Raw genomic sequence first — 24,396 nt, 5'->3', positions numbered from 1 at the left:
TCGCGGCGAGGCTCAACGGAACGTCTCCTTACAGGGATCGGCGAGCCCGGAGGTTCGGGCAGGCCGGCGAGTGCTGCGGGTGTGTGAGCAGGGCACCGGTTGCCGACGATGTAGCGGCGGGCGCCGACCGCTCGACAGTGGGCGCGGGCGGCGCCGCTCCAGTGCTCGCAGATCACGCAGCAGATTCAGCGGTGCCGACGTACCGGGCATAGACGCGGTACTCGGTGCGGTCTCCCTCGGTGACAGTCCGGGCGACCGCCTCGAACGTGCCGGCCGGGGAGTACGCGGGCAGTCTCGCCTCGCGGATCGCCCGCGCGGCCGACGCCGCACTGTCGAGGGACGCGGGGCGCCGGATGACCCCCCACACCTCCGGGTGCGTTCGCAGGTCCGCAGCGATCCGCGCGTGCTTTGTGTTGCGCTGCGCGGGCGGCGGCCCCAGGTACTCAACTGCACTTGCCATGTTCAACCCCCTGTCAGCAGACGTGAACAACCCTGATCACAGCACGGTAAAACCGGCAGGTGGGTTGTTCACGTTCATGAACAATCACGACCCTAAGAGGAGAGAAACAGCACGTCAACGGGATTGGGGGTTGCGCTCCGGGGCATGCTGGCTGATTAGATGGCCCTAAGCTGTTCTTGTTACGAAACATGAGTGGGGGTGGGGGACGTGACTAACCCGACCGAGCCCGAGCTCGGCACACCGTTCGCGGATCTAGTGCGCAGGGGGCGCCGAGGTCGCCCGTACCGGGTCTATGCCGCCCTCGCCGTCGACCCGGAAACCGGGTACACGCCGTCGTACACGCTCGTGCACAAGATCGAGGACGGCGACCCGGTGAAGATTTCGCCCGCTCTGGTTCGTGCCCTCGCGGTCGCGGCCGAGGTGTCCGTGCGCGACTTGCAGATCGCTGCCGCCGCTGAGTACGTCGGGCTCGTCACGACACGCATACCGGCCGAGGGAGACCACTCCGGGAGCGCTGCCACCGTCGCGCACGCCCCGGGCTTGTCGCCGGACGACATGCCGCTCGTGCATGAGTTGCTGAACAGGCTTCGCGGTACGTCCGGGGCGAGCTAGCCCTGATCGGCTGAATGCTCGGCTACGCCCTCAGGGCCGGCCCACCATGCGACGGCCTGATAGACGGTGGCTACTCCGAGCCGTGTCCGCAGGTCGCTCAACGCGGTGTTGACGGTCTTCGCGCTGTACCCGAGGACCTTTGCGATCTGCTGCTGATCCTTCCCCGCGCAGAGCTCGCGAAGGATCGTGCGCTGTAGGGGAGTGGTCACGGTAGGGCGCGACTGCGCGGCGGTTTCCTCGCTGTGCCAGTCGAGCCCGAGCTGCCACTCGATTTCGAACGCCGCGGCCAAGTACCCGCACACCGCCCGGTCCCTCACGAGGTAGGCACCCTCGAAGCTCGGGCGCCCGTCGGCGTGGTCCTCGATGATCGCAATTTCTCGGTCGATCATGATCAGCCGCATGAAGGCGCGCGGAAGCGTGCGGAACTCGGCGCCAAGCGGCGTCAACTCGTTCACGCGGTCGACCGCCGCGGGGTTCGCGCGGCTGCTCGCGTTGTAGATGGTGCGCGTCGCGACGCCACGCTCGACAGCGGCTCGGTCCCGGTCAGTCGACAGCTTGATCACGCGTTTGGGCCGGGGTCCTGGCTGGGCGGACAGCAGCTCGTGCCGGGAGGACTGAACGGCGAGGGAGATTGCGGCGTTTACAGCGTCCTTGCCGTCAACCCACTGGGCGATGCCGCTACCGGTCTGGGCATGCCGGCATGTTCGCAACTGCTCGACCAGTGCGGGGATTTCTGCAAGCTGCCGGGCGGTCTCTTCGAGTTGGTGCTGCGCCGTCTCGCGCAGGCGCGTCTCGATCTCGCTGAATGGGACCGCAACGTATCCGCTCGGCTGGAAATGATCTTGCAGGATCAGGCCCGAGGCGAGCAGTCGTTCGGCGGTTGGCTGGGCGTCATCGGCGATCTGAGCACCTTCGGCGATCTGCCCATATACGCACAGTTCGGCTTCGGTCAGCCTTGACGTCTCCACGCTGTCCCCCGGTTCGGATCTTGGAAGTTCCTACCTTTGACCTGGTAAAAGCTTGTTCGATCCTCGTTCGAACAGGCAGCGTATCCCTTACGGGAAGCATGCCGCCGGTGTATCTAAGTGGCATATCCAACACCTGGGGAGGGAACTCGCAAATGATCATGAAGTGGATTGGGCGCGGCGCTGCTGTCGCCCTGCTCGCCGCCGCGGCCGTTGTGGGCGCGGGTGCAGTTTCGGGACAGGGTGACGCCGTTCGGGCTGACAGCTCTTGGAACGTCGCCCCCGTGCCGGTGGAGCCGCCGGCCGAGGCCGCGCCGCTCGATAGCTCTTGGGACTAGACAGCGCTCGGTACGGCGGGCTCAACGAAGGACGAACAGCGCACGCAGATAAGCATGGGGAGCGCTCGCAGGGGGGCGCGACCGCGGGGGGCGGTAATGATCTCGGTAATTCGGACTCGGCTCGATGATGGTGTGTGGGCCGTCGGTACCTCGCACGACGGGACTACGTACGTCGCGCTCGATGACCGACACGTCACACCGGCCGGCGCGAACGCGCTCGAACGGGTACTCAACGATCTTCGCGAGAGCGGGATCGAAGCGCCCGGAGCCGCGGGCGACGCCCCCCGGGCTGCATGACTGAGGGGCCGCTCGGCATTGCCGGGCGGCCCCTTTCGTGTGTCAGAGCGGAGATGTAGCGTGACCCGTGGTCGGGCTGTTTACGCACGTCAGGCCGCTGATCCCTTGCAGTGACTGCGTGCCCCGTGCGTGCCCGATGCGTGCCCGGATGGGTACGGACGAAGCGGCAGCAGACGTCACGGCTGACCGGCGGCGTTCCCCCTGGCCAGCAGAAACGGCACGAGACGTCACTCGCTACCACCCTCCGGCACTTCATCTTCCGGACTTTTAATCCGTTGGTTGTCGGTTCGAGTCCGACATGGCCTACTGCTCGAAGCGCCCCATCCGGTCCTCCGGGTGGGGCGCTTCTCGTCGTGACGGCCTGTCAGGGGTGGTGCGGGAGCCAGCCGTGCTGGACCGCCCGGACGCCGGCCTCGAAGCGGCTGCGCGCTCCCAGGCGTTCCATCAGCTGGGTCGCGATCCGGCGGGCCGTGCGGTGGGAGACGCCCAGCCGTGTCGCGATCGCCTCGTCCGTGTGCCCCTGGGCGAGCAGGCGCAGGGCCATCGCTTCCTGGCCGTCCAGCCCGTTGACGTCCTTGGGGCGGACCGTGCCCAGCGGCTGGGCGCGGTGGAACCGCCGCCGCCGCTGCCGCCGAGCAGTCCGCCAGGGCCGACGAGGTCCTGACCGGAGGCCCCCACCGCCGCGTTTAGCGCCTCTGACCAGGAGTTATGTCCACTCCAGGGGTGGCTCGGACGTTAATTGGCGGAGGCCTCCCCCCGGATGGCGTAGAGTTGGGTTTACCGACGCGGGGTGGAGCAGCTCGGTAGCTCGCTGGGCTCATAACCCAGAGGTCGTAGGTTCAAATCCTGCCCCCGCTACTCAGTACGAAGGCCCGGTCCCCTTTGGGGGACCGGGCCTTCGTCGTGTCCGCAGTGCGCTCGTGTGTCCGCGGTGCGCGACCCGTCACTCGAACGGTCCGCCCGGCTCGCCGTACGGGCCCTCCTGCCCCCAGCCTTGGGGGGCGAGGCGGACCGGGCGGCAGGAGAGCAGCGTGGCGGGGCTGGGCCGGCAGGGCAGGGGCGAGCGCGCCTTCGGCGCGGTCGCGGGCAGCGTCGTGGTCCGCCGGATCGTCAAGACGCTCCCGGGCACCCTGATCGTCCTCGGCTTCCTCTTCGACGTGCTGACCCCGCCCAGCTTCACCGGCTCTCCCTTCTTCTCCGCCGCCCCGCTCATCGCGGCCCCGCTCTTCTCGCTCCGGGCCACCGTCCTCACCGGCATCCTCGCCACCCTCGCCGTGGTCGTCCTGCACCTCTACAACGGCACCACCTTCAAGGTGGAGGCCATGACCGAGCTGGTCACCGTCGTGACCGTTTCCGGGCTGGCCACGCTGATCAACCTCGTCGTGCGGCGCGGTACGGAGCAGCTCGCCTCCGCGCGCGGGATCGCGGTGGCCGCCCAGCGCGCCGTACTGCCGACGCCCGCCGAGCGGATCGGCGGCCTCCAGGTCTCCGCCTCGTACGAGGCCGCGCAGGCGGACGCCTTCATCGGCGGCGACCTCTACGCCGTGCAGGACACCCCGTACGGAGTGCGCCTCGCGGTGGGCGACGTACGGGGCAAGGGGCTCGGGGCGGTCGAGGCCGTCGCCGTGGTGCTCGGGGCGTTCCGGGAGGCGGCCGAGAGCGAGCCCACGCTGGAGGGGGTGGCCCGGCGGCTGGAGCGGGCGTTGGCCCGGGAAGGGAACCGGCGCGACAGCCTGGACGCGGTGGAAGGGTTCACCACGTGCGTGCTCGGTGAGATCCCGCCGGGCGCGGGCCTGCTGCGGCTCGTCAACCGGGGCCACCCCGAGCCGCTGCTGCTCTACGCGCACGGCGGCCTCGCGGAGCTGGCCCCCGCCGAGCCGGCGCTGCCGCTCGGCATGGGGGACCTCGGCGGGTGGCCGGACCAGGTGCAGGAGTGGGCCTTCCCGGAAGGGGCGACCCTGCTCCTCTACACGGACGGCCTGACCGAGGCCCGGGACGGGGCGGGCGCCTTCTACGATCCGGCGGCCCGGCTGCGCGGGCGGGTCTTCCCCGGGCCCGACGAACTGCTGAGCGCGCTCGCCACGGATGTCCGCCGCCACACGGGCGGCGCGGCGACGGACGACATGGCCCTGCTGGCGGTGGCCAGACCGGGGGTGGGGCAGCCGATCCGGCGCCGGACGGTGCGCGTGGTCCCGAAGGGAGAGGGAGTGTGACCGCACGTAACCGAAGGAGCGCGCTGGGCAAGCAATCTGACGGACAGTCAATGTGAAGATGTGGCGCGAGGGGTGGGAGGGGTGGCCGTTTTTTGCCCGAGTTGATCCATGACTGCGACGATAAGTCCTGGCCAGAGCTGTGCAAGCAGTGGCTGATTGTCGTTAACGATCAATCGCAACTGCTTGGAATCACTCCCCTTTCTCTATTACCGTTCGATAACGCAGAGCGGTCGTCCCAGCCGTCGCAAGAGACGGCACCGTGCGCGTGCTCGCCCATGAGGAGTGTGCCCCGGTGGCCTCCAACTCGCCTGCCCCTGAAGGCATCGACGTCCAGGAGCAGCCCACCGCCGGAGCCTGGGGCGAGTGGAACCCCACCGAGGACTCGGCGCGGCCGCCACGCGGCAAGCACCGCGTGCTCAAGCAGCGCGGGGGACTGGCCCGTTCCTCCACCGTCCTCGGCGTCGGCGTGATCGCCGCAGTCGGCGCGGGCGGCATCGCCACCGCGCAGGACCGGCCTCAGGTCGCCATATCCCTGCCGTCGCTGCCGCCCCTGCCCTCCCTCCCGGAGTCGCTGGGCGGTGCGGATCAGGACACCGCCGACGGGGACACGGGCACCGCCTCGTCGGCGGCGCAGGCGCGGACCGGGATCATCCCGCAGCAGGCCGACCGCCGCTCCGACGCGGGCGAGCTGCTGCGCAGCCGCATCCTCCAGCAGGCCGAGAACCAGCAGGAGGCCGCCGCGGCCCAGGAGCGGGCCGAGGCAGAGCGGGTGGCGCAGGAGGCCGCGGCGCAGCAGGCCCGCGACGCCCGGGCGGCCAAGGAGGCGGCCGAGAAGGCGGCGGCGGAGGCGGCGGCGGAGGCGGCCGAGAAGGCCGCGGCCGAGGAAGCGCGCAAGGCGCAGGAGGCCAAGGAGGCCGCCGAGGCCAAGGCCAAAGCGGAGAGCGCCGCCCGGTCGGCCGGATCCTTCTTCCTGCCCACCTCGGCCTACACCCTCACCTCGCACTACGGCGACTCCGGCTCGATGTGGTCCTCCGGCCACCACACCGGCCTCGACTTCGCCGCCCCGACCGGCACCCCCGTCAAGGCGGTCGGCGCCGGCAAGATCATCTCGGCCGGCTGGTCCGGGGCGTACGGCTACCGCATCGTGCTGGAGCTCCCCGACGGCACCGAGATCTGGTACTGCCACCTGTCCTCGATGTCGGTGACCGGCGGCTCGGTCGCCGGCGGCGACACCATCGGCCGGGTCGGTGCGACCGGCAACGTCACCGGCCCCCACCTGCACCTCGAAGTGCGCCAGGGCGGCGTCACGGTGGACCCGCTGTCATGGCTGACGGCACGGGGCCTGAACGTCTAGGACCCGGTACGCGGCCGGGTGCGCGGCCGGGCACGCGTCCAAGCGCCGGCCCGGCGAACGGCCGGTCGAGCCCGCCGAGCGGGCCCAGGGGGTCGAACCGGGGCGGGAGCAGGTCCTCCAGCACCGCGGCGCGGGACAGCGCCGGGCCCGCCGTCGCGCGGCGCAGCCAGAGCCGGCGCAGCAACTCCCGCTCCCGCCCCGCGAAGTCGGGCTCCCGGGTCGGGCCGCCGCTGCGCGCCCGGTGACGTAGCAGGGCCAGGGCCGCGGCGTCGGCCTCGTACAGCGCGACCGCCCGTCCCGCGGGCCGGCCCCCGGTGCTCCGGGCCAGTGCGCGGGCCAGGGAGCGCGCGGGCATCGACACCAGTGCGGGCACCTCGGCCGGGCTCAGCCAGCCGGCGGCCGCGTACAGGGCGAGCTCCCCGGCGACGGCCCGCAGTCGGCGGCGCCGTATCCACACGGCCAGCCAGGCCAGCAGCCCGAACACCGGGACCATCACACAGCCGTAGACCACGTAGAAGCCGGATTCGCCCAGGTCCGAGGAGCTGTTCCACAGCGCGTGCAGCCCCATGGCAGAGGCGAGGCCGAGCACGGGCAGACCGATCCGGCGCGTACGGCGCACGGAGAGCGCGGCGGCGCCGAAGCCGAGACCGGTGGCCACGGTGAACAGCGGATGCGCGAAGGGGGACATGACGCCCCGGACGAAGAACGTCGCGGCCGTCACGGAGTTCAGCACGCCGGTGCCGTTCTCCACGTCCTCGTAGAAGGCGTTGCCGAGATAGAGGATGTTCTCGGTGAAGGCGAAGCCGGTGGCGGTGAAACCGGCCATCACGAAACCGTCGGAGGGGCCGGTGAACTGGCGTCTCCTGAACAGGAACACCAGCAGCAGGGCGGCCGCCTTGGCGCTCTCCTCGACCACCGGAGCGATCGCCACCGAGCCGAGCTGGTCGGCGTCCGAGGGATTGGCGGTGGCCGCGGCTATCCACTGGGTCGCGAAACTGTTGGCCAGTATGGCGATCAGCGCCGCGGCGCACGCGCCCCAGCCGAAGCAGAACGACAACTGCGCCCACGGATGCGGCGCGGCCCGCCCCACCCAGCGGAACGCCGCAAGGAGCGGCGCCACCGGCAGCAGGGCCAGGCCCAGACCGACGAAGAACCCGGGCGTACCGGTCTGTTCGCGTACGAGTTCCAGGATCGCGATGCCGCAGGCACCGAGCAGCACGACGAGTACACAGGTACGCACGGCGCCGGGGGTACGCGGCACGCGGTGCGGCAGCCGGGGCGGCCGGGTCGCTCGGAGCACGTGATGACTCTACCGAGCGGACCCGACACACGGAGTGATGTGCTCAGTTCTGGGCGTTATCCGTGCGCCGGAACAGCAGATCGTGTACGACGTGCCCCTTGTCGAGGCCCTGGCCCTCGAAGCGGGTGAGCGGCCGGAAGTCGGGCCGGGGCGAGTAGCCGCCGTCTGCCTGCGTGTTCTCGAACTCCGGCTGGGCCGTCAGCACTTCGAGCATCTGCTCGGCGTACGGCTCCCAGTCGGTCGCGCAGTGCAGGATCGCCCCGGGCGCCATGCGGGTGGCGGCCAGCGCGAGGAACTCGGGCTGGATCAGGCGCCGCTTGTGGTGGCGGGCCTTGGGCCAGGGGTCCGGGAAGTACACGCGGAGCCCGGCGAGGGAGTCCGGCGGGAGCATCTCGCGGAGCAGGATGATGGCGTCCCCGTTCGCGACGCGGATGTTGGTCATCCCGCCCCGCTCGGCGAGGGCGAGCAGATTCCCCTGCCCGGGGGTGTGCACGTCGGCGGCGAGGATCCCGGTCCCCGGGTCGGCGGCGGCCATCTGCGCGGTGGCCTCGCCCATGCCGAAGCCGATCTCCAGGACGACGGGGAGCCCGTCGAACATCTCCTTCAGATCGATGACGTCGTGCCCGTCGATGTCGAGCCCCCAGGTCCCCCAGAGCCGCTTCAGGGCTTCGCCCTGCCCGGTGGTCACCCGGCTGCGGCGGGGCTGGAAGCTCCGGATCCGCCGCTCGTGGTGCGACCCGGCCGGATCGGGCGCGGGCCCGTCGGGAAACCGCGGCTCGGTACGCCACTTCGGGGGCACGTAACTGGAGGTCGCCTCCGGCGCGGGCTCGGCGGCGGGATTCTGGGGACTCAGAGACTCAGACACAATCCCCGGATTCTACGCGCGCCCACTCCCACCCACGGCGCGCCACCAATCCACCCGCACCGACGGTCCGGCACCAATCCAGCCTCGCCGGCGTGTGAGGCGCGGGGTCCGGGGCGGAGCCCCAGGGCCCGGGCGCAGCCCGGTACCCCTTCCCAGCCCGTCCGGCGCTTGAGGCCCGGGGTCCGGGCAGGTGCCCGGGGGCACACCCAGCCCGTGCGGCGTTTGACGATCGGGTCCGGGCGGGTGCCCGGGGCGCACCCAGCCCGTGCGGCGTTTGACGATCGGGTCCGGGCAGGCGCCCGGGGCGCACCCAGCCCGTGCGGCGTTTGACGATCGGGTCCGGGCAGGTGCCCGGGGCGCACCCAGCCCGTGCGGCGTTTGACGATCGCGTCCGGGCAGAGCCCGGGGCACACCCAGCCTCGCCGGCGTTTGAGGCGCGGGTCCGGGCAGCGCCCGGGGAACGGTGGAAGGGCGGGTAGGGGACAGGCCCCGCGCAGCGGCACACCCCGTCAGCCGCGCTCCGGCGCAGAGGGCAGCCCCGCGCAGCGGCGATCCAGGGCCAGGGCCAGGGCCAGGGCCAGGGCCAAGGCCAAGGCCAAGGCCAGGGCCAAGCCCCGCAGGCTACGCGCTGCGCAACACCTTGAGCACGCGCCCAGCAATCTCCCGCCCGATCGGCAGCGAAGCGGTAGCCGCAGGCGAAGGCGCGTTCAGCACGTGCACCGCCCGCTCCCCCTCCCGGATCAGGAAGTCGTCCACGAGCGTCCCGTCCCGCAGCACGGCCTGCGCCCGCACCCCCGCCGCCGCAGCCACCAGGTCCTCCGCGCGCACCGCGGGCAGCAGCCTGCGTACCGCCTCGACGAACGCCGCCTTCGACAGCGACCGCCGCACCTCGCCCGCTCCGTACCGCCAGTGCCGCGCGGCCATCCGCCAGGATCCCGGCCAGGCCAGCTCGTCCGCGAGGTCCCGCGGCCGGACCACGCCCCAGCCGTACCCCTCGCGCGCCAGGGCCGGCACCGCGTTCGGCCCGACGTGGACCCCGCCGCCGATGCCCCGGGTCAGGTGGACACCGAGGAAGGGGAACGCCGGGTCCGGTACCGGATAGACCAGCCCGCGCACCAGCCCGGGCCGGGCCAGGTCGTAGTACTCGCCCCGGAACGGCAGGATCCGCATCCCGGGGTCGTCCCCGGCCAGCCGCGCGATCCGGTCGCACTGCAGCCCCGCGCAGTTCACGAGCGCCCGCGCGCGCACCACCAGCCCACTGCTCGTCCGCACCGCCACGCCCGAGGCCCGCCGCGAGATCAGATCCACCGCCCCGCCGTAGACGATCTCCGCCCCGGAGGACTCCGCGAGCTGCTGGGCGACCCGCCCGTAGTCCACGATGCCCGTGGTCCCGACGTGGATCGCCGCGAGTCCGCGCACTTCGGGCTCGTACTCCGAGATCTGCGTCGGCCCCAGCTCCCGCACCGGGATGCCGTTCTCCCGGCCCCGCTGTACGAGCGCGTGCAGCCGCGGCAGCTCGTCCCGTTCGGTGGCGACGATGAGCTTGCCCGTCACCTCGTGCGGGATGCCGTGCTCCGCACAGAACTTGACCATCTCGGCCGCGCCGCGCACCGCGAAGCGCGCCTTGAGCGAGCCCGGCTTGTAGTAGATCCCGCTGTGGATCACACCGCTGTTGCGGCCCGTCTGGTGCCGTGCGGGGCCGTCCTCCTTCTCCAGGACGACCACTCGGGTCCCCGGAGCGAGCCCCGCGAGGGCATGCGCCGTCGACAGGCCGACGATCCCACCGCCGATCACCAGCACGTCGCAGTCCAGCCTGCCCATGCCGCCCACGCCGCCGCCCACACTGACACCTCCCACCCCTGCATAGTGCACCCCGCCACTGACAACGGGGCCACGCGGGGCCTATGCCGGGGTTACCAGCAGAGGCCTGGCCCGCTCGCGCAGTTCGGCGACGCGCGGTTCGTCCCCGTACGGTTCCAGCCGGTGCAGGAGGTCCCGTACGTACTCGGTCGTCCGCGCCGACGAGATCCGCCCCGCGACCTCCACCGCCCGGGTCCCCGCCGCGCACGCCGCGTCGAGGTTCCCGGACTCCAGCTCGGCCACCGCGCTCACGACGAGCCGCAGCCCGTGTGATCGTACGTACTCCTCCGTCGGCCGGGACAGTGCCTGTTCCGTGAAACGCCTTACCTGGCGCGGGAGTTTGAGGTCGCTATAACACTCGGCCGCGTCCGCCGCGAAGCGGTCGTACGAGTAGAAGCCCAGCCAGGTCGGATCGGCATCGCCGTCCCGGGACCGTTCTAGCCAGCCCTCGGAGGCCCGCAGCGCGGCCCCGGCGGCCGCCGAATCGCCCGCCTTCGCGTGCGCCCGGGCCTCGACGAGGCGGAAGAAGCTCATCGTCCGTGCGGTGGCCAGGCCCCGGTTGCGCTCGACGGCGGCCTGCGCGAGGTCCACGCCCTCGTCCGGGAAGTCCCGGTAGGTGGCCTGCAGGGACATCGACGCCAGCACGTACCCGCCGAGCGGTACGTCCGCTGCGGCGCGGGCCAGGCGCAGTGCCTGGATGTAGTAGCGCTGGGCGGCTTCCTGCTGCCCGGTGTCGAAGGCCATCCAGCCGGCCAGCCGGGTCAGTTCGGCGGTGGCGCCGAAGAGTGCGCGGCCCACCTCGTCGGTGTAGGAGCCGAGCAGCAGCGGCGCCGCGTCCACCCGCAGGCATTCGGGGACCATCGAGGAACGCCAGTCGCCGCCCCCGTACTTGGAGTCCCAGCGGCGGGCGTCCTCGGCGGCCTCGCGCAGCTTGGTCACATCGCTGTGGCCCACGCGCTGCGGGCCCCCGGCCTCGGGCGCGGACGGAGCGGGCGGCGGTGGCGCTTGCGGCGGCGTTTCACCCGAAGGCTGGGCGGGCACACCCCCGACAAGGGCGCCGGGCGGCGCCGGCAGGCCTTCCGGCGGGGCCGCGCCCGGTACCGGCTCGCGTGCCACCGGTTCGCGTGCCACGGAGCTGTCGGCAGGAGATATCAGCCAGCGTGAGGCCGGCGTCGCGTACGCCGACACGGAGAAGGAACCGGCGAGCGACTGCCAGATCCCGCCACCCCCGCGCCGGCCGGCGAGGTCGAGCCGGTAGAGGTCGGTGGCCGAGCGCACGGCCGCGCCGACATCGCGCGGGAAGGCCAGCCCCACCTCGGGCGCCGGATCCGCGTCCGCGAGCCCGATCTCGTGCAGTGGCACGGGCCGGCCGAGCTTCGCGCCGATGGCGGCCGCGATCAGATGCGGGGCGGCGCCCTGCGGCACCATCCCCTTCGACACCCACCGGGCCACCGACGTCTTGTCGTAGCGGAGGGTCAGACCGCGCTGAGCGCCGAGGTCGTTGACCCGCCGGGCCAGCCCGGCGTTGCTGATGCCCGCGAGGGCGAGGACGGCGCCGAGCTTCTCATTGGGCTCGCGGAGCTCCCTGGACATGCGCCACCCCTCGTCACACGCGGAACGCAGACGCCGCCGGGGCATAGGCGCCCGGCATTTCGTAAACCCAGCGTAGTTCCCCGCCTCCCAAGCGTTAAGGCCCCCTGTTCCGTATGGCGGGATTGTTGTCCGTATGCACAGTCGGGCGGGGGCCCGGGACCGGGGCGCACGTGTCAGCGCGTGCTCCACCCGTGTGGCCGTGCGCCCGCCCGTGCGCTCTGGCCGCTGCGGGGGCCCGGCGATTCGATGTGCGGTGCGTGGGTCGACCCGCCGCGTGGACCGGGCGGGCCGGGGGATGCCGCTGCCTCAATCCCCGCGGGTGGCGGAACGGTCCGGGGGGTGGATCCCGCCCCCCGGACCGCGCTCCGCCGGGCCGACCCGGGCGGCGGACCCGCGGGGCTGCTCTCGAGCCTCCGCGCATGCCTCCGCGCATGCCTCCGCGCAGGGCTCTCAGTACGGCCGAAGAATGGCCGAAACCGACCTATGGGGCGGTCGGAACGGAACGCCAAATACCGCATGGCCGGGGCGTGTTCGTTTGTACGTGCGCCCCCCATACCCACTCCCGCACGCCTGTCTCGTGGCAGCATGGACCCCGAGCCACCCGGGGTCCCTCCGGCCGCGCGCAGAGCGCCGGCCGCGCGGTTCGCACCCCGGTCAGGTGCCCACGGGCTGGGGAGGCGGCGGTGCGCTGGTTGGTGGGTTGGAGCAGTATCGCCGCGAGCTTCGGCACGGCCGGACGGGTCGCGGGGCACGGCGCTGCGTACGCCTCCGACCAGGGCGGATACGGATCGGGCGGCTACGGATCGGCAGCGGGCTACGGCTCGGCCGCGAGCTACGGCTCCGCGAACGGCTCCGGAAACCGCTCCTCGAACCGCTCCCCGAACGGCTCCCACCCCGACGGATGGGGCGACGGCCCGGTCCGCGGCGGGCTCGCCGACGCCGCCCACCCCGACGAACCGGGCGCCGCCGCGGCCGACCGCACCGTGGTCCCCGTCGGCGCCCAGCTCCTCTGGGGCGACCCCGACCCCCTGTGGGCCGTCGGCGACTGGCGCCCGGACGAGATCCGCACCCTCACCGCCGACCCCGCGGACCCCTTCACCCGCCTCGCGGTCCTCGGCTGCTGCGGCGCCACCGACGAGGAACTGCGCCGCGCGCTCTACGCGGCCCGCGGCGGCGCGCTGCGCCACCTCACCCAGTGGCCCGGCAGCTACACCGCCGTCGTCCAGGCCGGCCGCCGCATCACCGTCGTCGGCGACCTGGCCGGCGCGCGGCCCGTCTTCTACACCCCCTGGGCGAGCGGGACCGCCTACGCCACCGCCGCCCTCCCGCTCGCCGACCTGATCGAGGCGCAGCTCGACATCGGCCATCTCGCCGCCCTGCTCGCCTGCCCCGACAGCCCGGAGGCGCTGGGCGACGGCACACCGTACGTCGGCGTACGCCGCATCCCGCCCGGCCACGCGCTGATCCTGCGCGAGGGCTCGCGGGAGATCACCGGGTACGAGCCGGTGGCCTCCCTCGCGGTGGCCGCCCCCACGGCCGACCCCGAGCTCGCGGTGGAGGGCGTACGGGAAGCTTTGGTCGACGCGGTGCGCGCCCGGCTCACGGCTCCGCGGCATGCTCCCGAGACGCTGCCCTACGACCCCGGGCCCGTCCCCGGAATGGGCCCGGCCGACCGCAGGGCCGCGCGCGGCGCCCCCGCGCCCGTCCCCGGAGTCGGCGCGGACCTCTCCGGAGGCAGCGCCTCCGCGACCCTCGCCCTGCTCGCGGCCGGCCTCCCGGGCGCACCCGGCGCCCTGCTCGGCCGCACCGGGGAACGCCTCCTCGCCGTCACCTTCAACGACCTGGCCACCCCTGAGGGCCGCGAACCCGAACTGGAACGCGCCCACGCCATCGCCACCGACCCCCGCCTGCACCACGTGGTCGTGGCCGCCGCCGAGGAAGCCCTCCCCTACGCCGACCTCGACGGGCCGCTGACCGACGAGCCGGGCCCCTCCCTGGTCTTCGCCGCCCGCGAGCGGCGCCGCCTCGCGGCCGGCTCGGCCGACCACTTCACCGGCCACGGAGCCCGCCAGGTCCTCGACGCCCACCCCGCCCGGCTCGCCGACCTGCTCCTCGACCGGCGCCGCCGCCACCTGCTCCGCCCCACCCTGGCCCTCGCCCGCTCGGCCCCCTCCCAGGGCGACTCCCTCTTCGTCCCCCTCCTGGTCCCCCTCACCGTGTACTCGGCGGCCCGCCGCCTGGCCCGTACGCCCTACCGCGCCGGCATGGAAGCGGCGGCGGCCCGCCTGCGCGACGGAATCCCGGCCGCGGGCCCGACCTCCCCGGTGGACGCCTCGCTCGCGGCCCTGACCTGGTCCCGGCCCGGCCCGGCGGCAGCCTGGCTGACGGGCGAGGCCCTGGCCGAGGTATCGATCCGCCTCACCGCCGCCGCGGGCCGCCCTCCGCTCGCGCTGCGCCCCGGGGAGGCGCGGGCCCGCGCCGTCCTGGCCCGGCACGCCGCCGACCACCGGGTCTTCGAGCAGGCCGTGGAGGTCCGCAGCCAGCGGCTGCACGCCCCGTTCCTGGACAACCAGGTCGTACGGGCCGCCCGGGCCCTGCCCGAATCCCTCCGCGTCCAACCCGGCGCCAGGGCCGCGGTCCTGCGCGGGGTCCTGTCCTCGGCCGGGGTCCGGGACCTCCCCCCGGGGTGGGGCGCGACGACCCACGCCCCGAACGAGTCGGCGACCCGCCTGGGACTGCGCGCGGCCCTTCCGCGGCTCCTGACCCTCTTCGCGTCCCCCCTCCTGGCGGACGCGGGCCTGATCGAAGCCCGGGTCGTCCGCCAGGCCCTCCTCGACGCGGCGGACGGCCGCCCGGTCCCGCTCGACGGCCTCGCCGAACTCGTCTCGATGGAACTGTGGCTGACCCGCCTCCTGGCCCGCCGCGGCACCTGCTGGACCGGCACCTCCACCCCCCGCCGCCGGGCCGTGCCCACGGGAGTCCCCCTCCGCCGCCCGGCGCTGTCCTGACCGCGGGCCCCAAGGCTCGCCAGAGGGACCACCGTCGGCGGGGCCACCGGGCCGGCGCCGACACCCCAACGGAGTTGCGCCGTAAGCCGGTTGCGAGCCCGACCAGTGCTGGGCCGGGCACGTTCACGGTTGTCCCGGCCGGGGCGGGCGGGCAACCCCCTCGGTCCCTGAGTGCGACGGCCCCGGCCGAGTTCCCTGCACGGGCGCGCATGGTGCGTGGCGGAACCGCGGCCTTCGACCGCGAGGAACCTCAGCGGCAGCTGATGACGGAGTCGGCCCAACTCGCCAGCGTCGGCAGGCGGCCGCCCCCGGCGCGCTCCACCACCAGGCGCAGCGTCTCGTGCCCGGAGAGCGAGACGGACACCTTCGCCGCCGGGTCCTCGTAGCCCAATGCGCCGGACTGCCACAGCCGCTGCCCGTCCGCGTACACGGAGAAGCGGACCGTGCCGTTCGTGAGCAGCGACATGCCGTCCACGCCGGCCCGCGCGGAGAAGCCGACGCACCTCCGGTTGAGGGTGATCTCCACGGAGGAGCGGGAGTTGACGGTGATCCCGTGCGTGAAGCGCTGTCCGCCGATCACCGGCGCCCAGCGCTGCCACACCCAGCTGCTCCGCCAGGTCTCGATCTCGGGGCCGTCGTGGTTCCCGTAGGCGGACTGGCCCAGCGAGGAGAGCCGGAACCCCTCCGGGGCCTGCGGCGAAGGCTTGGGCGGCGTCGGCCTGGGCGGCGGTACGGGACTCGGCGTGGGGCTTGGCTTCGGACTCGGAGCCCGGCTGGGACTCGGAGCGGGTGAGGACCGCTCCGCGCTCCGCGAGGGCTTGGGTGCGGTCGGCGCGACGGCCGCCGGCGGCGGGGGCGTCTGCTTCTTCGGGGGCGGTACGGATCCCCGCGCCGCCGGCGGCTCCGCCTGCGACGGGCCGGGCTCCGGCACGGAGGGGTCCGGACTCCGCGGCACCGGCACGGCCACGCCCGGCGCCGGGTTCGCACGGACGGTCGGAGCGGCGTCGTCACCGGCCAGCGCGAACACCACGCCGGCGGCCGCGGCCACCACGACCCCGGCGGCGATGGCCGCCTTGGCCGGCAACCCCAGGCCCTCCGAAGCCACGGCTCCGCCGACCCCACCGGCCCCGCCTCCACCGGCGGCTCCACCCGCGGCCCCGGCCCCGGCGGCTCCACCTGCGGCCCCGGCCCCGGCGGCTCCACCTGCGGCCCCGGCCCCGGCGGCTCCGGCCCCGGCCGTGGTGGACCCGCCCGCGGCTGCGGCAGCGGCCCCGGCACCACCCGCGGCGACGGCCCCGCCGGCCACCACTCCGGCCGCCTTGGCCGCGTACCCGGCGGCGAACCACCCGATGACGGCGACCGGCAGCAGCGCGGGAATGCCCGCGTTGACGTCCTTGAGCTCCCCGGCGGCGAGCCGGCAGCGGGCGCACTCCTCGAGGTGCTTGCGCAGCCCCCGCTCCGCCCGCATCCGCAAGCCGCCGCGGGCGTAGGCCCCCAGCCGGTCGGCGTACCGGGCGCAGTCCCCGCCGGAGCTCAGCGCGGTGCTCACATGGGCCTGGAGGTACGCCTGCTTGAGGCCCTCGCGGGCCCGGCTGGCCAGGACCGCGGTGGCGTTCGCGCTCAGCCCGAAGAGCGGGGCGATCGCGCTCGGCGAAGCCTCCTCGACGGTGGTGTGCCAGAGCACCGCCTGCCACCGCTCGGGCAGGCTACGGAAGGCCTGCATCGCGAGGGTCTGCTCGGCCTCGTGCATGGCGCGCACATCGGCGCCGAGTTCGAGGGTGTCGTCCCCCGCCCGACCGGGCAGCCCGACCGCGCCGTCGCCGGACCCGGAGGCCTGCTCCGCGAACAGCGCGAAGTCCTCGACCAGATGCTCCCGCTTGGCCGTTTTCGCCCAGGCGGCGGCGACCCGGCGCACGGTGGTCAGCAGGTAGGCGCGCACCGACTGGTCCGGACCCGCACCACCCCGTACGGCCTGGAGGGTCCGCGCGAACACCTCGGCCGTCAGATCGTCGGCCGTGTGCCCGTCGCGGCAGCAGGTGCGGGCATAGCGGCGCACGGCATCGGAGTGGCGGCGGAACAGTTCCTCGTAGGCGCCGTCGTCACCCCCGCGCATCCGGGCGATCAAGTCCCCGTCGGAGGGCGGGAGTTCTCCGCTCGCCCCGGCGGCATGGCGGCCGCCCGGTTCGCGCTGCGCCGGGACCTGGCGCGCGGGCAGGCTGCCCGCCTCGACTTCGCCGCCGGCGCCACCGTGTGGCTCTTCCCGCCCGTCAACGCTCATCGCGGAAGCCCTCGCACGACACACTCAACCGGTCCACCGATCCAGCGTGTCACACGGCGGGCACGCGCCGAACCGGTCTCCACACCTTCCACTCATCCGGGCAAGCCCCGACGAATCGCCGTACGGAGCCTCACCCGTTCGAGCGAGAGCTCCCCAGGAAGGAGCCGGTTGACGCCCACCACCGGAACAAGCCCGCCGACGTGCGCCGAGCCTGTGCCGCCCGCCGCCTGAGCCGACCCACGCCGCCCCAGGCCTACGTTGCCGCAGGCCTACATCGCCCCAGGCCTACATCGCCCCAGGCCTACGCTGCCCCCGCCCTACGCCGTCCGGGACCGAAGCCCCTCGAGCAGGATGTCGAGCAGCCGGGCGGAAGCCGCCGCCTGCTGAGCCGCGTCGGGCAGCGCGGGCGCGGCCGTCGCGATCACCAGCAGCACATCGGCCACCGTGACGTCGGCGCGCAGCGCACCGGCCTCCCGGGCCCGGTCGACGAGGCGGCCGACGACCTCGAGGAGCTCGCCCGCGCCCGCGTCCTCCGAAGGCTCGTCGTCCAGGCCGGTCCGCGCTGCGCCGACGACCCGCAGGTCGGGCGCACCGCCGACCGCGACGACCTGACGCTGGTGCGGAACCCGTGCGGCCTCGCCGTCGACCCCGTCGGCCCCGTCCTCACCGGGCCCGCCGACCCGCAGCACCTGCGGAGGCAGCAGCCGCCCGGCACCCGAGGCGACAGAGGTGCGCAGGAAGCGCGACAGCGCCTGCCACGGCTCCTCCTCCTGGCCGAGAGCCGTGCGAGCCTGCTCGGTCAGCCGCGAGGTCTCCTCCTCGGCTATCCGCCGGACCAGGACGTCCTTGCTGGGGAACCGCCGGTACACGGTGCCGACGCCCACCCGCGCGCGTCGTGCGACGTCCTCCATCGGAGCCCCGTAACCGAGCTCGCCGAAGACCTCGCGGGCCGCGCGAAGTACGTGTTCGAGATTGCGCTGTGCGTCGACGCGCAGCGGCGTGGAGCGACCCACGCCGTGTGTGGTGGCGCCGCCGGCCATCAGCCGTCCATGGCCGTCGGTCGCGGAAGCGGCCGACGACAGAGCGGTGGCAGAAGCATGGAAATCGGAAATGTTCATATGTATCCCCCGGTAATCATTTGTCTCCCCCCGGAGACACTCCCCGCCTTCATGTCGAGGGGGGCCACGGTCATGAGGGCCCTGGTCCTACTCCTCGACGAGTTACGAACATAGTTGAGCCAGAGTCAATTCAGAAGAGGCAGCCCCGGACGGACCACCGCCCGATCGGAGCATTCACCCCCAATTTTCCGTTCGAAGCCTCCGGAATCACTCATTCCGTACCACCTGACCTGCGCACCTTCCCCTCCATCCGCACCCCCCGACCACCTCGCCCCGCCGTCCTCTCCGGTCACACAATTTGTCGGGCCTGTGGACAAACTCCCGGCCACGATGCGTCATGGGACAGTGAAGGCTGCTAACTCCCGGGGCACGGCCCCCGGTACCCCGCCCCGTACGCGGATCCTCATCGTCGGCGGCGGCTACGTAGGCATGTACACGGCGCTCCGGCTCCAGCGAAAGCTGAGAACCGACGAGGCCGAGGTCACGGTGGTCACTCCCGAGCCGTACATGACGTATCAGCCCTTCCTCCCCGAAGCGGCCGCCGGCTCCATTTCCCCGCGCCACGTCGTGGTCCCGCTCCGCCGCGTCCTGCCGAAATGCCGCATCGTCATCGGCGAGGCCCGGCACATCGACCACGCCGCCCGGACCGCGACCGTCACCACCCTCGCCACCGACGAGGAGGGCGGCGGCCCGGTGGAGATCGAGTACGACGAACTGGTCCTCGCCCCCGGCTCCGTCTCCCGCACGCTCCCCATTCCGGGCCTCGCCGAGTACGCCATCGGATTCAAGACCGTGGAAGAGGCCATCGGCCTGCGCAACCACGTCATCGAGCAGATGGACATCGCCTCCTCCACCCGCGATCCCGCCCTGCGCGACGCCGCCCTCACCTTCGTCTTCGTCGGCGGCGGCTACGCGGGCGTCGAGGCGCTCGGCGAGCTGGAGGACATGGCCCGCTACGCCGCCCGCTACTACCACAACGTCAAGCCCGAGGACATGAAGTGGGTGCTGGTCGAGGCCAGCGACCGGATCCTCCCCGAGGTCGGCCCGGAGATGGGCACGTACACGATCCGCGAACTGCGCCGCCGCGGCATCGACCTGCGTCTGGAGACCCGGCTCGAATCCTGCGAGAACCGGATCGCCGTCCTCAGCGACGGCGCCCGCTTCCCCACCCGCACCGTCGTGTGGACCGCCGGCGTCAAACCGCACCCGATCCTCGCCGCCAGCGACCTGCCCAAGACCGACCGCGGCCGCCTCGCCTGCACCTCCTTCCTCACCGTCGAAGGCGTCGAGCACGCCTGGGCCGCTGGGGACGCCGCATCCGTCCCCGACATCACCGCCCCGGAGAAGGGCGTCCCCTGCGCCCCCAACGCGCAGCACGCCGTCCGCCAGGCCAAGGTCCTCGCCGACAACCTCGTCTCGTCCCTGCGCGGCGGACTCCTCACCGAGTACGCCCACAAGTACGCCGGATCCGTGGCCTCCCTCGGGCTCCACAAGGGCGTCGCCCACATCTACGGACGCAAGCTCAAGGGCTACCCGGCCTGGCTCATGCACCGCGCCTACCACCTCAGCCGCGTCCCGACCCTGAACCGCAAGATGCGCGTGCTCGCCGAGTGGACGCTCTCCGGACTCTTCAAGCGTGAGATCGTCTCGCTGGGATCCCTCGAACACCCCAGGGCAGAATTCGAACTCGCAGCGGGCGGAGGCCCCAAGGACCCCCCGAAGAAGAGCGAAGGCTGATGCTGTCAGTCCCCTCGGTCACACTGGACGTGTGACCATAGGTGGGCTCACACCTGCACAGAGTGACATCAGCGTGACATCCGAGTGCCACCCGATCGCCACCGAGTGACACAGCGACCACGAGCGACACCACGAGGCTTGAACGCAGTGAACTTCACGCGCTGGAGCGCCCGGTTCCCCGGAACGCAGCGTCGCGCCGCCGCCCGGTCCGAACACGCCGCCGCCCAGGCCAAACGGGGCGAGGGCTCGGTCCCGGCCGCCCGCGGCGCCGTGGGCCATTCCGCGACCGGCCCGGACGGCTGCCCCGCCGACCCCACGGTCCGCGGCACCGGTTCCGTCCCCGGCGTCGGCTGCGTCCCGGCCGCCGCCGACGGTACGGCGACCCCCGCACCCTCCCTCGACGAGCTCTCCGTACGCGACGTCCTCGACCGCCTCCCGGCCCTCGTCGCCCTCGTGCACGGCCCCGAGCACCGCGTCGCCTACGTCAACGACGCCTACACCGCCGGCTTCGGCGCCCGCGCCCCCGGCGCCCCCGCGCACCTGGGCCTCCCCGAGCTCGGCGATCTCGGCCTGCTCCCGCTCCTCGACCAGGTCCAGCGCAGCGGCAAGTCCCGTACGGCCAAGAACCGCACCGCACCCGGCGGCACCAGCTCGTACACGGTCACCTGCACCCCGATCGAGTTCCCCAAGACCAAGGCCGACGGATCCCACGCCCACACAAACACCGGCACAGGATCCGAAAGCGAACCGGAAGCCCATGCCCACACCGGCACCGGCGTCCTGATCCACCTCGCCGACGTCACCGACCACGCCGAGGCGGTCGAACGCCTCCGGGCCAGCGAGCGCCGCCAGCGCGAGGCCGCCGTCACCCTCCAGCGCTCCCTCCTCCCCCAGGAGCTCGAACAGCCCGACGACCTGCGCGTCGCCGCCACCTACCAGCCCGGCGGCACCGAGGCCGCCGTGGGCGGCGACTGGTACGACGTCATCACCCTCGGGGCCGGCCGCACGGCCCTCGTCATCGGCGACGTCATGGGCCGGGGCGTCCGCGCCGCCGCCGTCATGGGCCAGCTCCGCACCGCCGTCCGTGCGTACGCCCGCCTCGACCTGCCACCGCACGAGGTCCTCCAGCTCCTCGACGGCCTGGCGGCCGAGATCGACGCCAGCCAGATCGCCACCTGCGTCTACGCCGTCCACGACCCCAACGAGGGCCTCCTCGCGTACGCCTCCGCCGGCCACCTCCCGATCCTCGTCCGCGACGAGGACGGCACCGTCCGCCGCGCCGCCGACCCCACCGGTCCGCCGCTCGGCACCGGCGGCTGGCTCCACACCTCGGGCACCATCGCGCTGGGCCCCGGCTCCACCGCCGTCCTCTATACGGACGGCCTGGTCGAGCGCCGCGGCGAGGACATCGACGAAGGCGTCGCCGCCCTGGAGCGTGCCCTCTCCGGCGCCCAGGGCACCCCCGCCGTCATCTGCGACCGCCTGATGCGCGCCCTCGGGGTAGACGCCGACCACGACGACGACGTCGCCGTGATGGTGCTCCAGCAGCCGGCCCGCACGGGCGCCGACGCCGAGCTCTTCCACAACGCCGCCCTGGAGCTCCTCGGCGGCATCGAGGCAGCCCCGCGCGCCCGCGCCTTCGCCCAGGGAGTCCTCGCCTCCTGGCGCTTCCCGGTGGAGCTCTGCGACCTGGGCGTCCTGGCCGCGAGCGAGCTCGTCGCGAACTCCCTCCAGCACGGCACCCCGCCCATGCGCCTGCGCCTGCGCCGCACCGACCGCCGGCTGATCATCGAAGTCACCGACGGGGACGACCACCTCCCGCGCCGCCGCCGCGCCGAACCGGCCGACGAGACCGGCCGCGGCATCTCCATCGTCGCCACCATCGCCTCGGCCTGGGGCTCCCGCCGCACCCCGGGCGGCGGCAAGGCCGTCTGGTGCGAGTTCGCCCTCCCGGACAAGGCCCCGTAACCGCACACCAAAACGAAGAAGGCCCCGGTCCAAAGGACCGGGGCCTTCTCTCCTACTCCTACTTCTACTTCCCTACGCGTGTACGGGCTCGGGCGCGGCGTCCTTCACCCGCTTCACCACGATGGTGCTACCGGCCAGCGACGGGTTGTCCTGCACCGGGGTCAGCTGCTTGCCGAGCCGCAGCGCCAGCACGGCGATGCCGAGCGAGACCAGGACGAAGATCCCGATGTAGAGCATCGGCACACCCGCGGCCAGCGGCACACCGAGCGGCCCGAGCGCCAGAGCGAGCTGCTTGACCAGCGCGAAGGCCGAGTTGTACTGCCCCACGGAACCCTCCGGCGCCAGGTCGGCCACCAGCGGCGCGAGCGTCGGCGACAGCATGGCCTCGCCGATGCCGAAGAGGGCGTACGTGGTCACGAACGCGGCGGCGGCCATGACCGCACTGCCGTGTCCCAGCCCGGAGAACGCGGCGATGATCCACGCAACGGTCCAGAGCAGACCGACGAGCGCGATCACACGGGACCGGCGGTGGTTCTCCACCAGCCGCAGCACGACGAACTGCGCGAGCACGATCGCACCGGTGTTGGCGGCGAGCGCGAAACCGAGCGTGGACGGGGAGATCCCGGCGGCCTCGGTACCGAAGGCGGCGAGACCCGACTCGAACTGTCCGTAACAGGCGAAGAACAGAACGAACCCGAGAATGCAGAACTGCACCATCGCCTTGTGCTGCATCAGCCGCTTCCAGCCGCCGCCCGCCTGGGCCGCGTCCTTGGCCAGCGCCGTGCTGATGCCCGGCACCTGCGGCATCCGCACGGTGGCGATGACCCCGGCCAGCACCAGGAACATCACGGCCTCGATGCTGAAGAGCAGGGTGAAGCTGCCGGGACGGCTCTCGTCGACGATGAGCCCGCCGATCAGACCGCCGATGCCCAGACCCAGGTTCTGCATGAAGAACTGCAGGGCGAAGGCACGGGTCCGGGTGGACGGGGTGGAGCACCGGACGATCATCGTGGCCAGCGCGGGCTGCATGACGGCCTGGCCGGCGCCCAGCGCGAGCGCGGAGAGCAGGATCGCGACCACACCGGTGGAGAGCCCGAGCGACAGTGCGCCGAACGAGGCGACGACGGCCGCACCGATGACCACGGGGACCGGACCGCGCCGGTCGATCACCCGTCCGGTGAAGGGCAGCGCGAGAAGCGCACCGAGGGCGAACGCCATGAACGTTCCCGTCGCCCACATGGGGTCCAGCTCTCGCACCTTCGCCGCGTAGACGTAGAGGAACGGAACCGTGAAGCCGATACCGAACGCGGTCAACGCGTTCCCGGCCTGGATCCTCCGCATCGCAGCGCCCATCACCCTGGTCACTTCTCACCACCTTGATTACTGAAGCCTGAAGACTTCATACCTAAAGTTCGATCCTTAACACTACACACCGAAGGAGTTAGACGCCAACGGCCCCGTGCCATACTTCGAACCATGGGTGACACCCCCGACGGCACTGCGCCCGTCCACGAGCCGAGCCTCGACGAACAGATCGCCGTCTATCAGCGCGAGTTCCAGGACCTCGACCCCCAGGTCGAGAAGGTCGTCTCGGCCCTCAGCCGCCTGAACCGCCGCATGAACGTCGCCTACGGCCGCCAGACGGCGGCCCTGGGCATCAGCAACGCGGAGTGGGAGGTCCTCAAGGCCCTCGTCCTCTCCGGAGCCCCGTACCGGATGGGACCGAGCGAGCTCGCGAAGCAGCTGGGCCTCACGCCGGCGGCGATGACCCACCGGATCGACCGCATGACGGCGGAAGCACTGGTCACGCGCGAGCGGGACGAGAACAACCGCGTCCGCGTGATCGTGGAGCTCACCGCGGAAGGCCGCAGCAAGTGGCTGGACGCGATGCGCGCGGCGACGGTCTTCGAGGAGGACCTCCTCCAGGACCTCTCCACTGCGGAGCGAGGCGTACTGGGCGACATGCTCACCCGCCTCCTGGACCGCGTGGAGGACCTCCAGTCCCCGCACTGACCGCCTAGTCACCCGGCCCTGACCGCCGGGTTGACACGGCCCCCGTGGATCCGTAAGGTTCTTCGAGTTGTCCCTGAGCCGAAAGGTTTCGGAGACAGCGAATCCCGCCGCCTCGTTGCGGCACCCAACTCAGCAAGATCTCCCACTGGGAACGCATTCGGCATGCCCGAATTCATTCCTGAAGGTCGATTATGAATCGCCCGGGAAATCCACTAGAGTTCGGGAGTCGGAAGGGCCCAACAGCCCGGAAGGCAAACCCCGCTGACTGGGAGTCAGGCCCGAAAGAGTCTGATAGAGTCGGAGACACAAGAACGAAGGAAGCGCCCGGAGGAAAGCCCCAGTAATTGTTACTGAGGGTGAGTACAAAGGAAGCGTCCGTTCCTTGAGAACTCAACAGCGTGCCAAAAATCAACGCCA

16 protein-coding genes, 2 tRNA genes and 1 pseudogene are annotated in these 24,396 nt (G+C 72.6%); 9 read left to right on the top strand and 10 right to left on the bottom strand.

Annotated elements, in window-relative coordinates; translation table 11 throughout:
• Positions 1–172 precede the first annotated feature (172 nt).
• On the bottom strand, positions 173–460 hold the full coding sequence (locus ACFWBW_RS22870) for a hypothetical protein (RefSeq protein WP_385375171.1): 288 nt from the start codon (positions 458–460) through the stop codon (positions 173–175).
• 207 nt (positions 461–667) lie between these two features.
• Between ACFWBW_RS22870 and ACFWBW_RS22865 the strand changes: the two genes are divergently transcribed.
• On the top strand, positions 668–1,072 hold the full coding sequence (locus tag ACFWBW_RS22865) for a hypothetical protein (RefSeq protein WP_385375169.1): 405 nt from the start codon (positions 668–670) through the stop codon (positions 1,070–1,072).
• On the opposite strand, the gene ACFWBW_RS22860 is transcribed toward ACFWBW_RS22865, so the two are convergent.
• Positions 1,069–2,040 (bottom strand): LuxR C-terminal-related transcriptional regulator, encoded by a 972-nt coding sequence (locus ACFWBW_RS22860; RefSeq protein ID WP_385375167.1) that lies wholly within the window; start codon positions 2,038–2,040, stop codon positions 1,069–1,071. The two genes, ACFWBW_RS22865 and ACFWBW_RS22860, sit on opposite strands and share 4 nt — an antisense overlap.
• 835 nt (positions 2,041–2,875) lie before the next feature.
• On the opposite strand from ACFWBW_RS22860, the gene ACFWBW_RS22855 reads away from it, so the two are divergent.
• Positions 2,876–2,977: transfer RNA gene (locus tag ACFWBW_RS22855), tRNA-Lys, on the top strand.
• 59 nt (positions 2,978–3,036) lie between these two features.
• On the opposite strand, the pseudogene ACFWBW_RS22850 reads toward ACFWBW_RS22855, so the two are convergent.
• A pseudogene (locus ACFWBW_RS22850) lies at positions 3,037–3,276 on the bottom strand (response regulator transcription factor); the annotation flags it as partial.
• 180 nt (positions 3,277–3,456) lie between these two features.
• Here ACFWBW_RS22850 and ACFWBW_RS22845 point away from each other — a divergent pair.
• The 3 genes from ACFWBW_RS22845 to ACFWBW_RS22835 all read left to right on the top strand — a co-directional run bounded on the left by ACFWBW_RS22845 (position 3,457) and on the right by ACFWBW_RS22835 (position 6,239).
• Positions 3,457–3,530: transfer RNA gene (locus tag ACFWBW_RS22845), tRNA-Met, on the top strand.
• A 173-nt stretch (positions 3,531–3,703) separates the two neighbouring features.
• On the top strand, positions 3,704–4,885 hold the full coding sequence (locus tag ACFWBW_RS22840) for a PP2C family protein-serine/threonine phosphatase (protein ID WP_385375165.1): 1,182 nt from the start codon (positions 3,704–3,706) through the stop codon (positions 4,883–4,885).
• 292 nt (positions 4,886–5,177) lie between these two features.
• Positions 5,178–6,239: a M23 family metallopeptidase gene (locus tag ACFWBW_RS22835; RefSeq protein WP_385375163.1), complete on the top strand. Its 1,062-nt coding sequence runs from the start codon at positions 5,178–5,180 to the stop codon at positions 6,237–6,239.
• Here ACFWBW_RS22835 and ACFWBW_RS22830 read toward each other — a convergent pair.
• From ACFWBW_RS22830 to ACFWBW_RS22815, 4 genes are all read right to left on the bottom strand, one after another.
• Positions 6,190–7,539: a PrsW family intramembrane metalloprotease gene (locus tag ACFWBW_RS22830; protein ID WP_385375161.1), complete on the bottom strand. Its 1,350-nt coding sequence runs from the start codon at positions 7,537–7,539 to the stop codon at positions 6,190–6,192. The two genes, ACFWBW_RS22835 and ACFWBW_RS22830, sit on opposite strands and share 50 nt — an antisense overlap.
• Positions 7,540–7,582: 43 nt before the next feature.
• Positions 7,583–8,404 (bottom strand): tRNA (guanosine(46)-N7)-methyltransferase TrmB, encoded by an 822-nt coding sequence (gene trmB, locus ACFWBW_RS22825; RefSeq protein ID WP_385375159.1) that lies wholly within the window; start codon positions 8,402–8,404, stop codon positions 7,583–7,585.
• Between the two features lie 621 nt (positions 8,405–9,025).
• Positions 9,026–10,225: an L-2-hydroxyglutarate oxidase gene (gene lhgO, locus ACFWBW_RS22820; protein ID WP_385375340.1), complete on the bottom strand. Its 1,200-nt coding sequence runs from the start codon at positions 10,223–10,225 to the stop codon at positions 9,026–9,028.
• Positions 10,226–10,306: 81 nt separating this feature from the next.
• The gene (locus tag ACFWBW_RS22815; protein ID WP_385375157.1) at positions 10,307–11,857 is read right to left on the bottom strand and encodes a sporulation protein; all 1,551 of its coding nucleotides are present in this window, start codon (positions 11,855–11,857) and stop codon (positions 10,307–10,309) included.
• Between the two features lie 683 nt (positions 11,858–12,540).
• Here ACFWBW_RS22815 and ACFWBW_RS22810 point away from each other — a divergent pair.
• Complete coding sequence (locus tag ACFWBW_RS22810; protein WP_385375155.1) at positions 12,541–14,865, top strand: asparagine synthase-related protein; 2,325 nt, start codon at positions 12,541–12,543, stop codon at positions 14,863–14,865.
• Positions 14,866–15,115: 250 nt separating this feature from the next.
• Here ACFWBW_RS22810 and ACFWBW_RS22805 read toward each other — a convergent pair whose 3' ends face one another.
• Both ACFWBW_RS22805 and ACFWBW_RS22800 read right to left on the bottom strand, forming a co-directional pair.
• Positions 15,116–17,143: a sigma-70 family RNA polymerase sigma factor gene (locus ACFWBW_RS22805; RefSeq protein WP_385375153.1), complete on the bottom strand. Its 2,028-nt coding sequence runs from the start codon at positions 17,141–17,143 to the stop codon at positions 15,116–15,118.
• Positions 17,144–17,460: 317 nt separating this feature from the next.
• Positions 17,461–18,261 carry a TetR/AcrR family transcriptional regulator gene (locus ACFWBW_RS22800; RefSeq protein ID WP_385375151.1) on the bottom strand — a complete coding sequence of 267 codons (801 nt, stop codon included), beginning with the start codon at positions 18,259–18,261 and terminating at the stop codon, positions 17,461–17,463.
• Positions 18,262–18,591: 330 nt separating this feature from the next.
• Here ACFWBW_RS22800 and ACFWBW_RS22795 point away from each other — a divergent pair, with 330 nt between their 5' ends.
• Complete coding sequence (locus ACFWBW_RS22795; RefSeq protein WP_385375149.1) at positions 18,592–19,998, top strand: NAD(P)/FAD-dependent oxidoreductase; 1,407 nt, start codon at positions 18,592–18,594, stop codon at positions 19,996–19,998.
• 147 nt (positions 19,999–20,145) lie between these two features.
• The gene (locus ACFWBW_RS22790) at positions 20,146–21,966 is read left to right on the top strand and encodes a SpoIIE family protein phosphatase (RefSeq protein WP_385375337.1); all 1,821 of its coding nucleotides are present in this window, start codon (positions 20,146–20,148) and stop codon (positions 21,964–21,966) included.
• 72 nt (positions 21,967–22,038) lie between these two features.
• Here the strand turns inward: ACFWBW_RS22790 and ACFWBW_RS22785 are convergent, their stop codons facing one another.
• Positions 22,039–23,319, bottom strand: a complete 1,281-nt coding sequence (locus tag ACFWBW_RS22785) for an MFS transporter (protein ID WP_385375335.1) — start codon at positions 23,317–23,319, stop codon at positions 22,039–22,041.
• Between the two features lie 123 nt (positions 23,320–23,442).
• Here ACFWBW_RS22785 and ACFWBW_RS22780 point away from each other — a divergent pair, with 123 nt between their 5' ends.
• Entirely contained in the window at positions 23,443–23,979 is a 537-nt protein-coding gene (locus ACFWBW_RS22780; RefSeq protein WP_327253600.1) for a MarR family transcriptional regulator, read from the top strand.
• Positions 23,980–24,396: the final 417 nt, after the last annotated feature.

Source organism: Streptomyces sp. NPDC059957 (genome assembly GCF_042730015.1).
GTDB lineage: Bacteria > Actinomycetota > Actinomycetes > Streptomycetales > Streptomycetaceae > Streptomyces.
The sequence above is the reverse complement of the archived record's forward strand: the minus strand, read 5'-3'. Positions and strand labels throughout refer to the sequence as shown.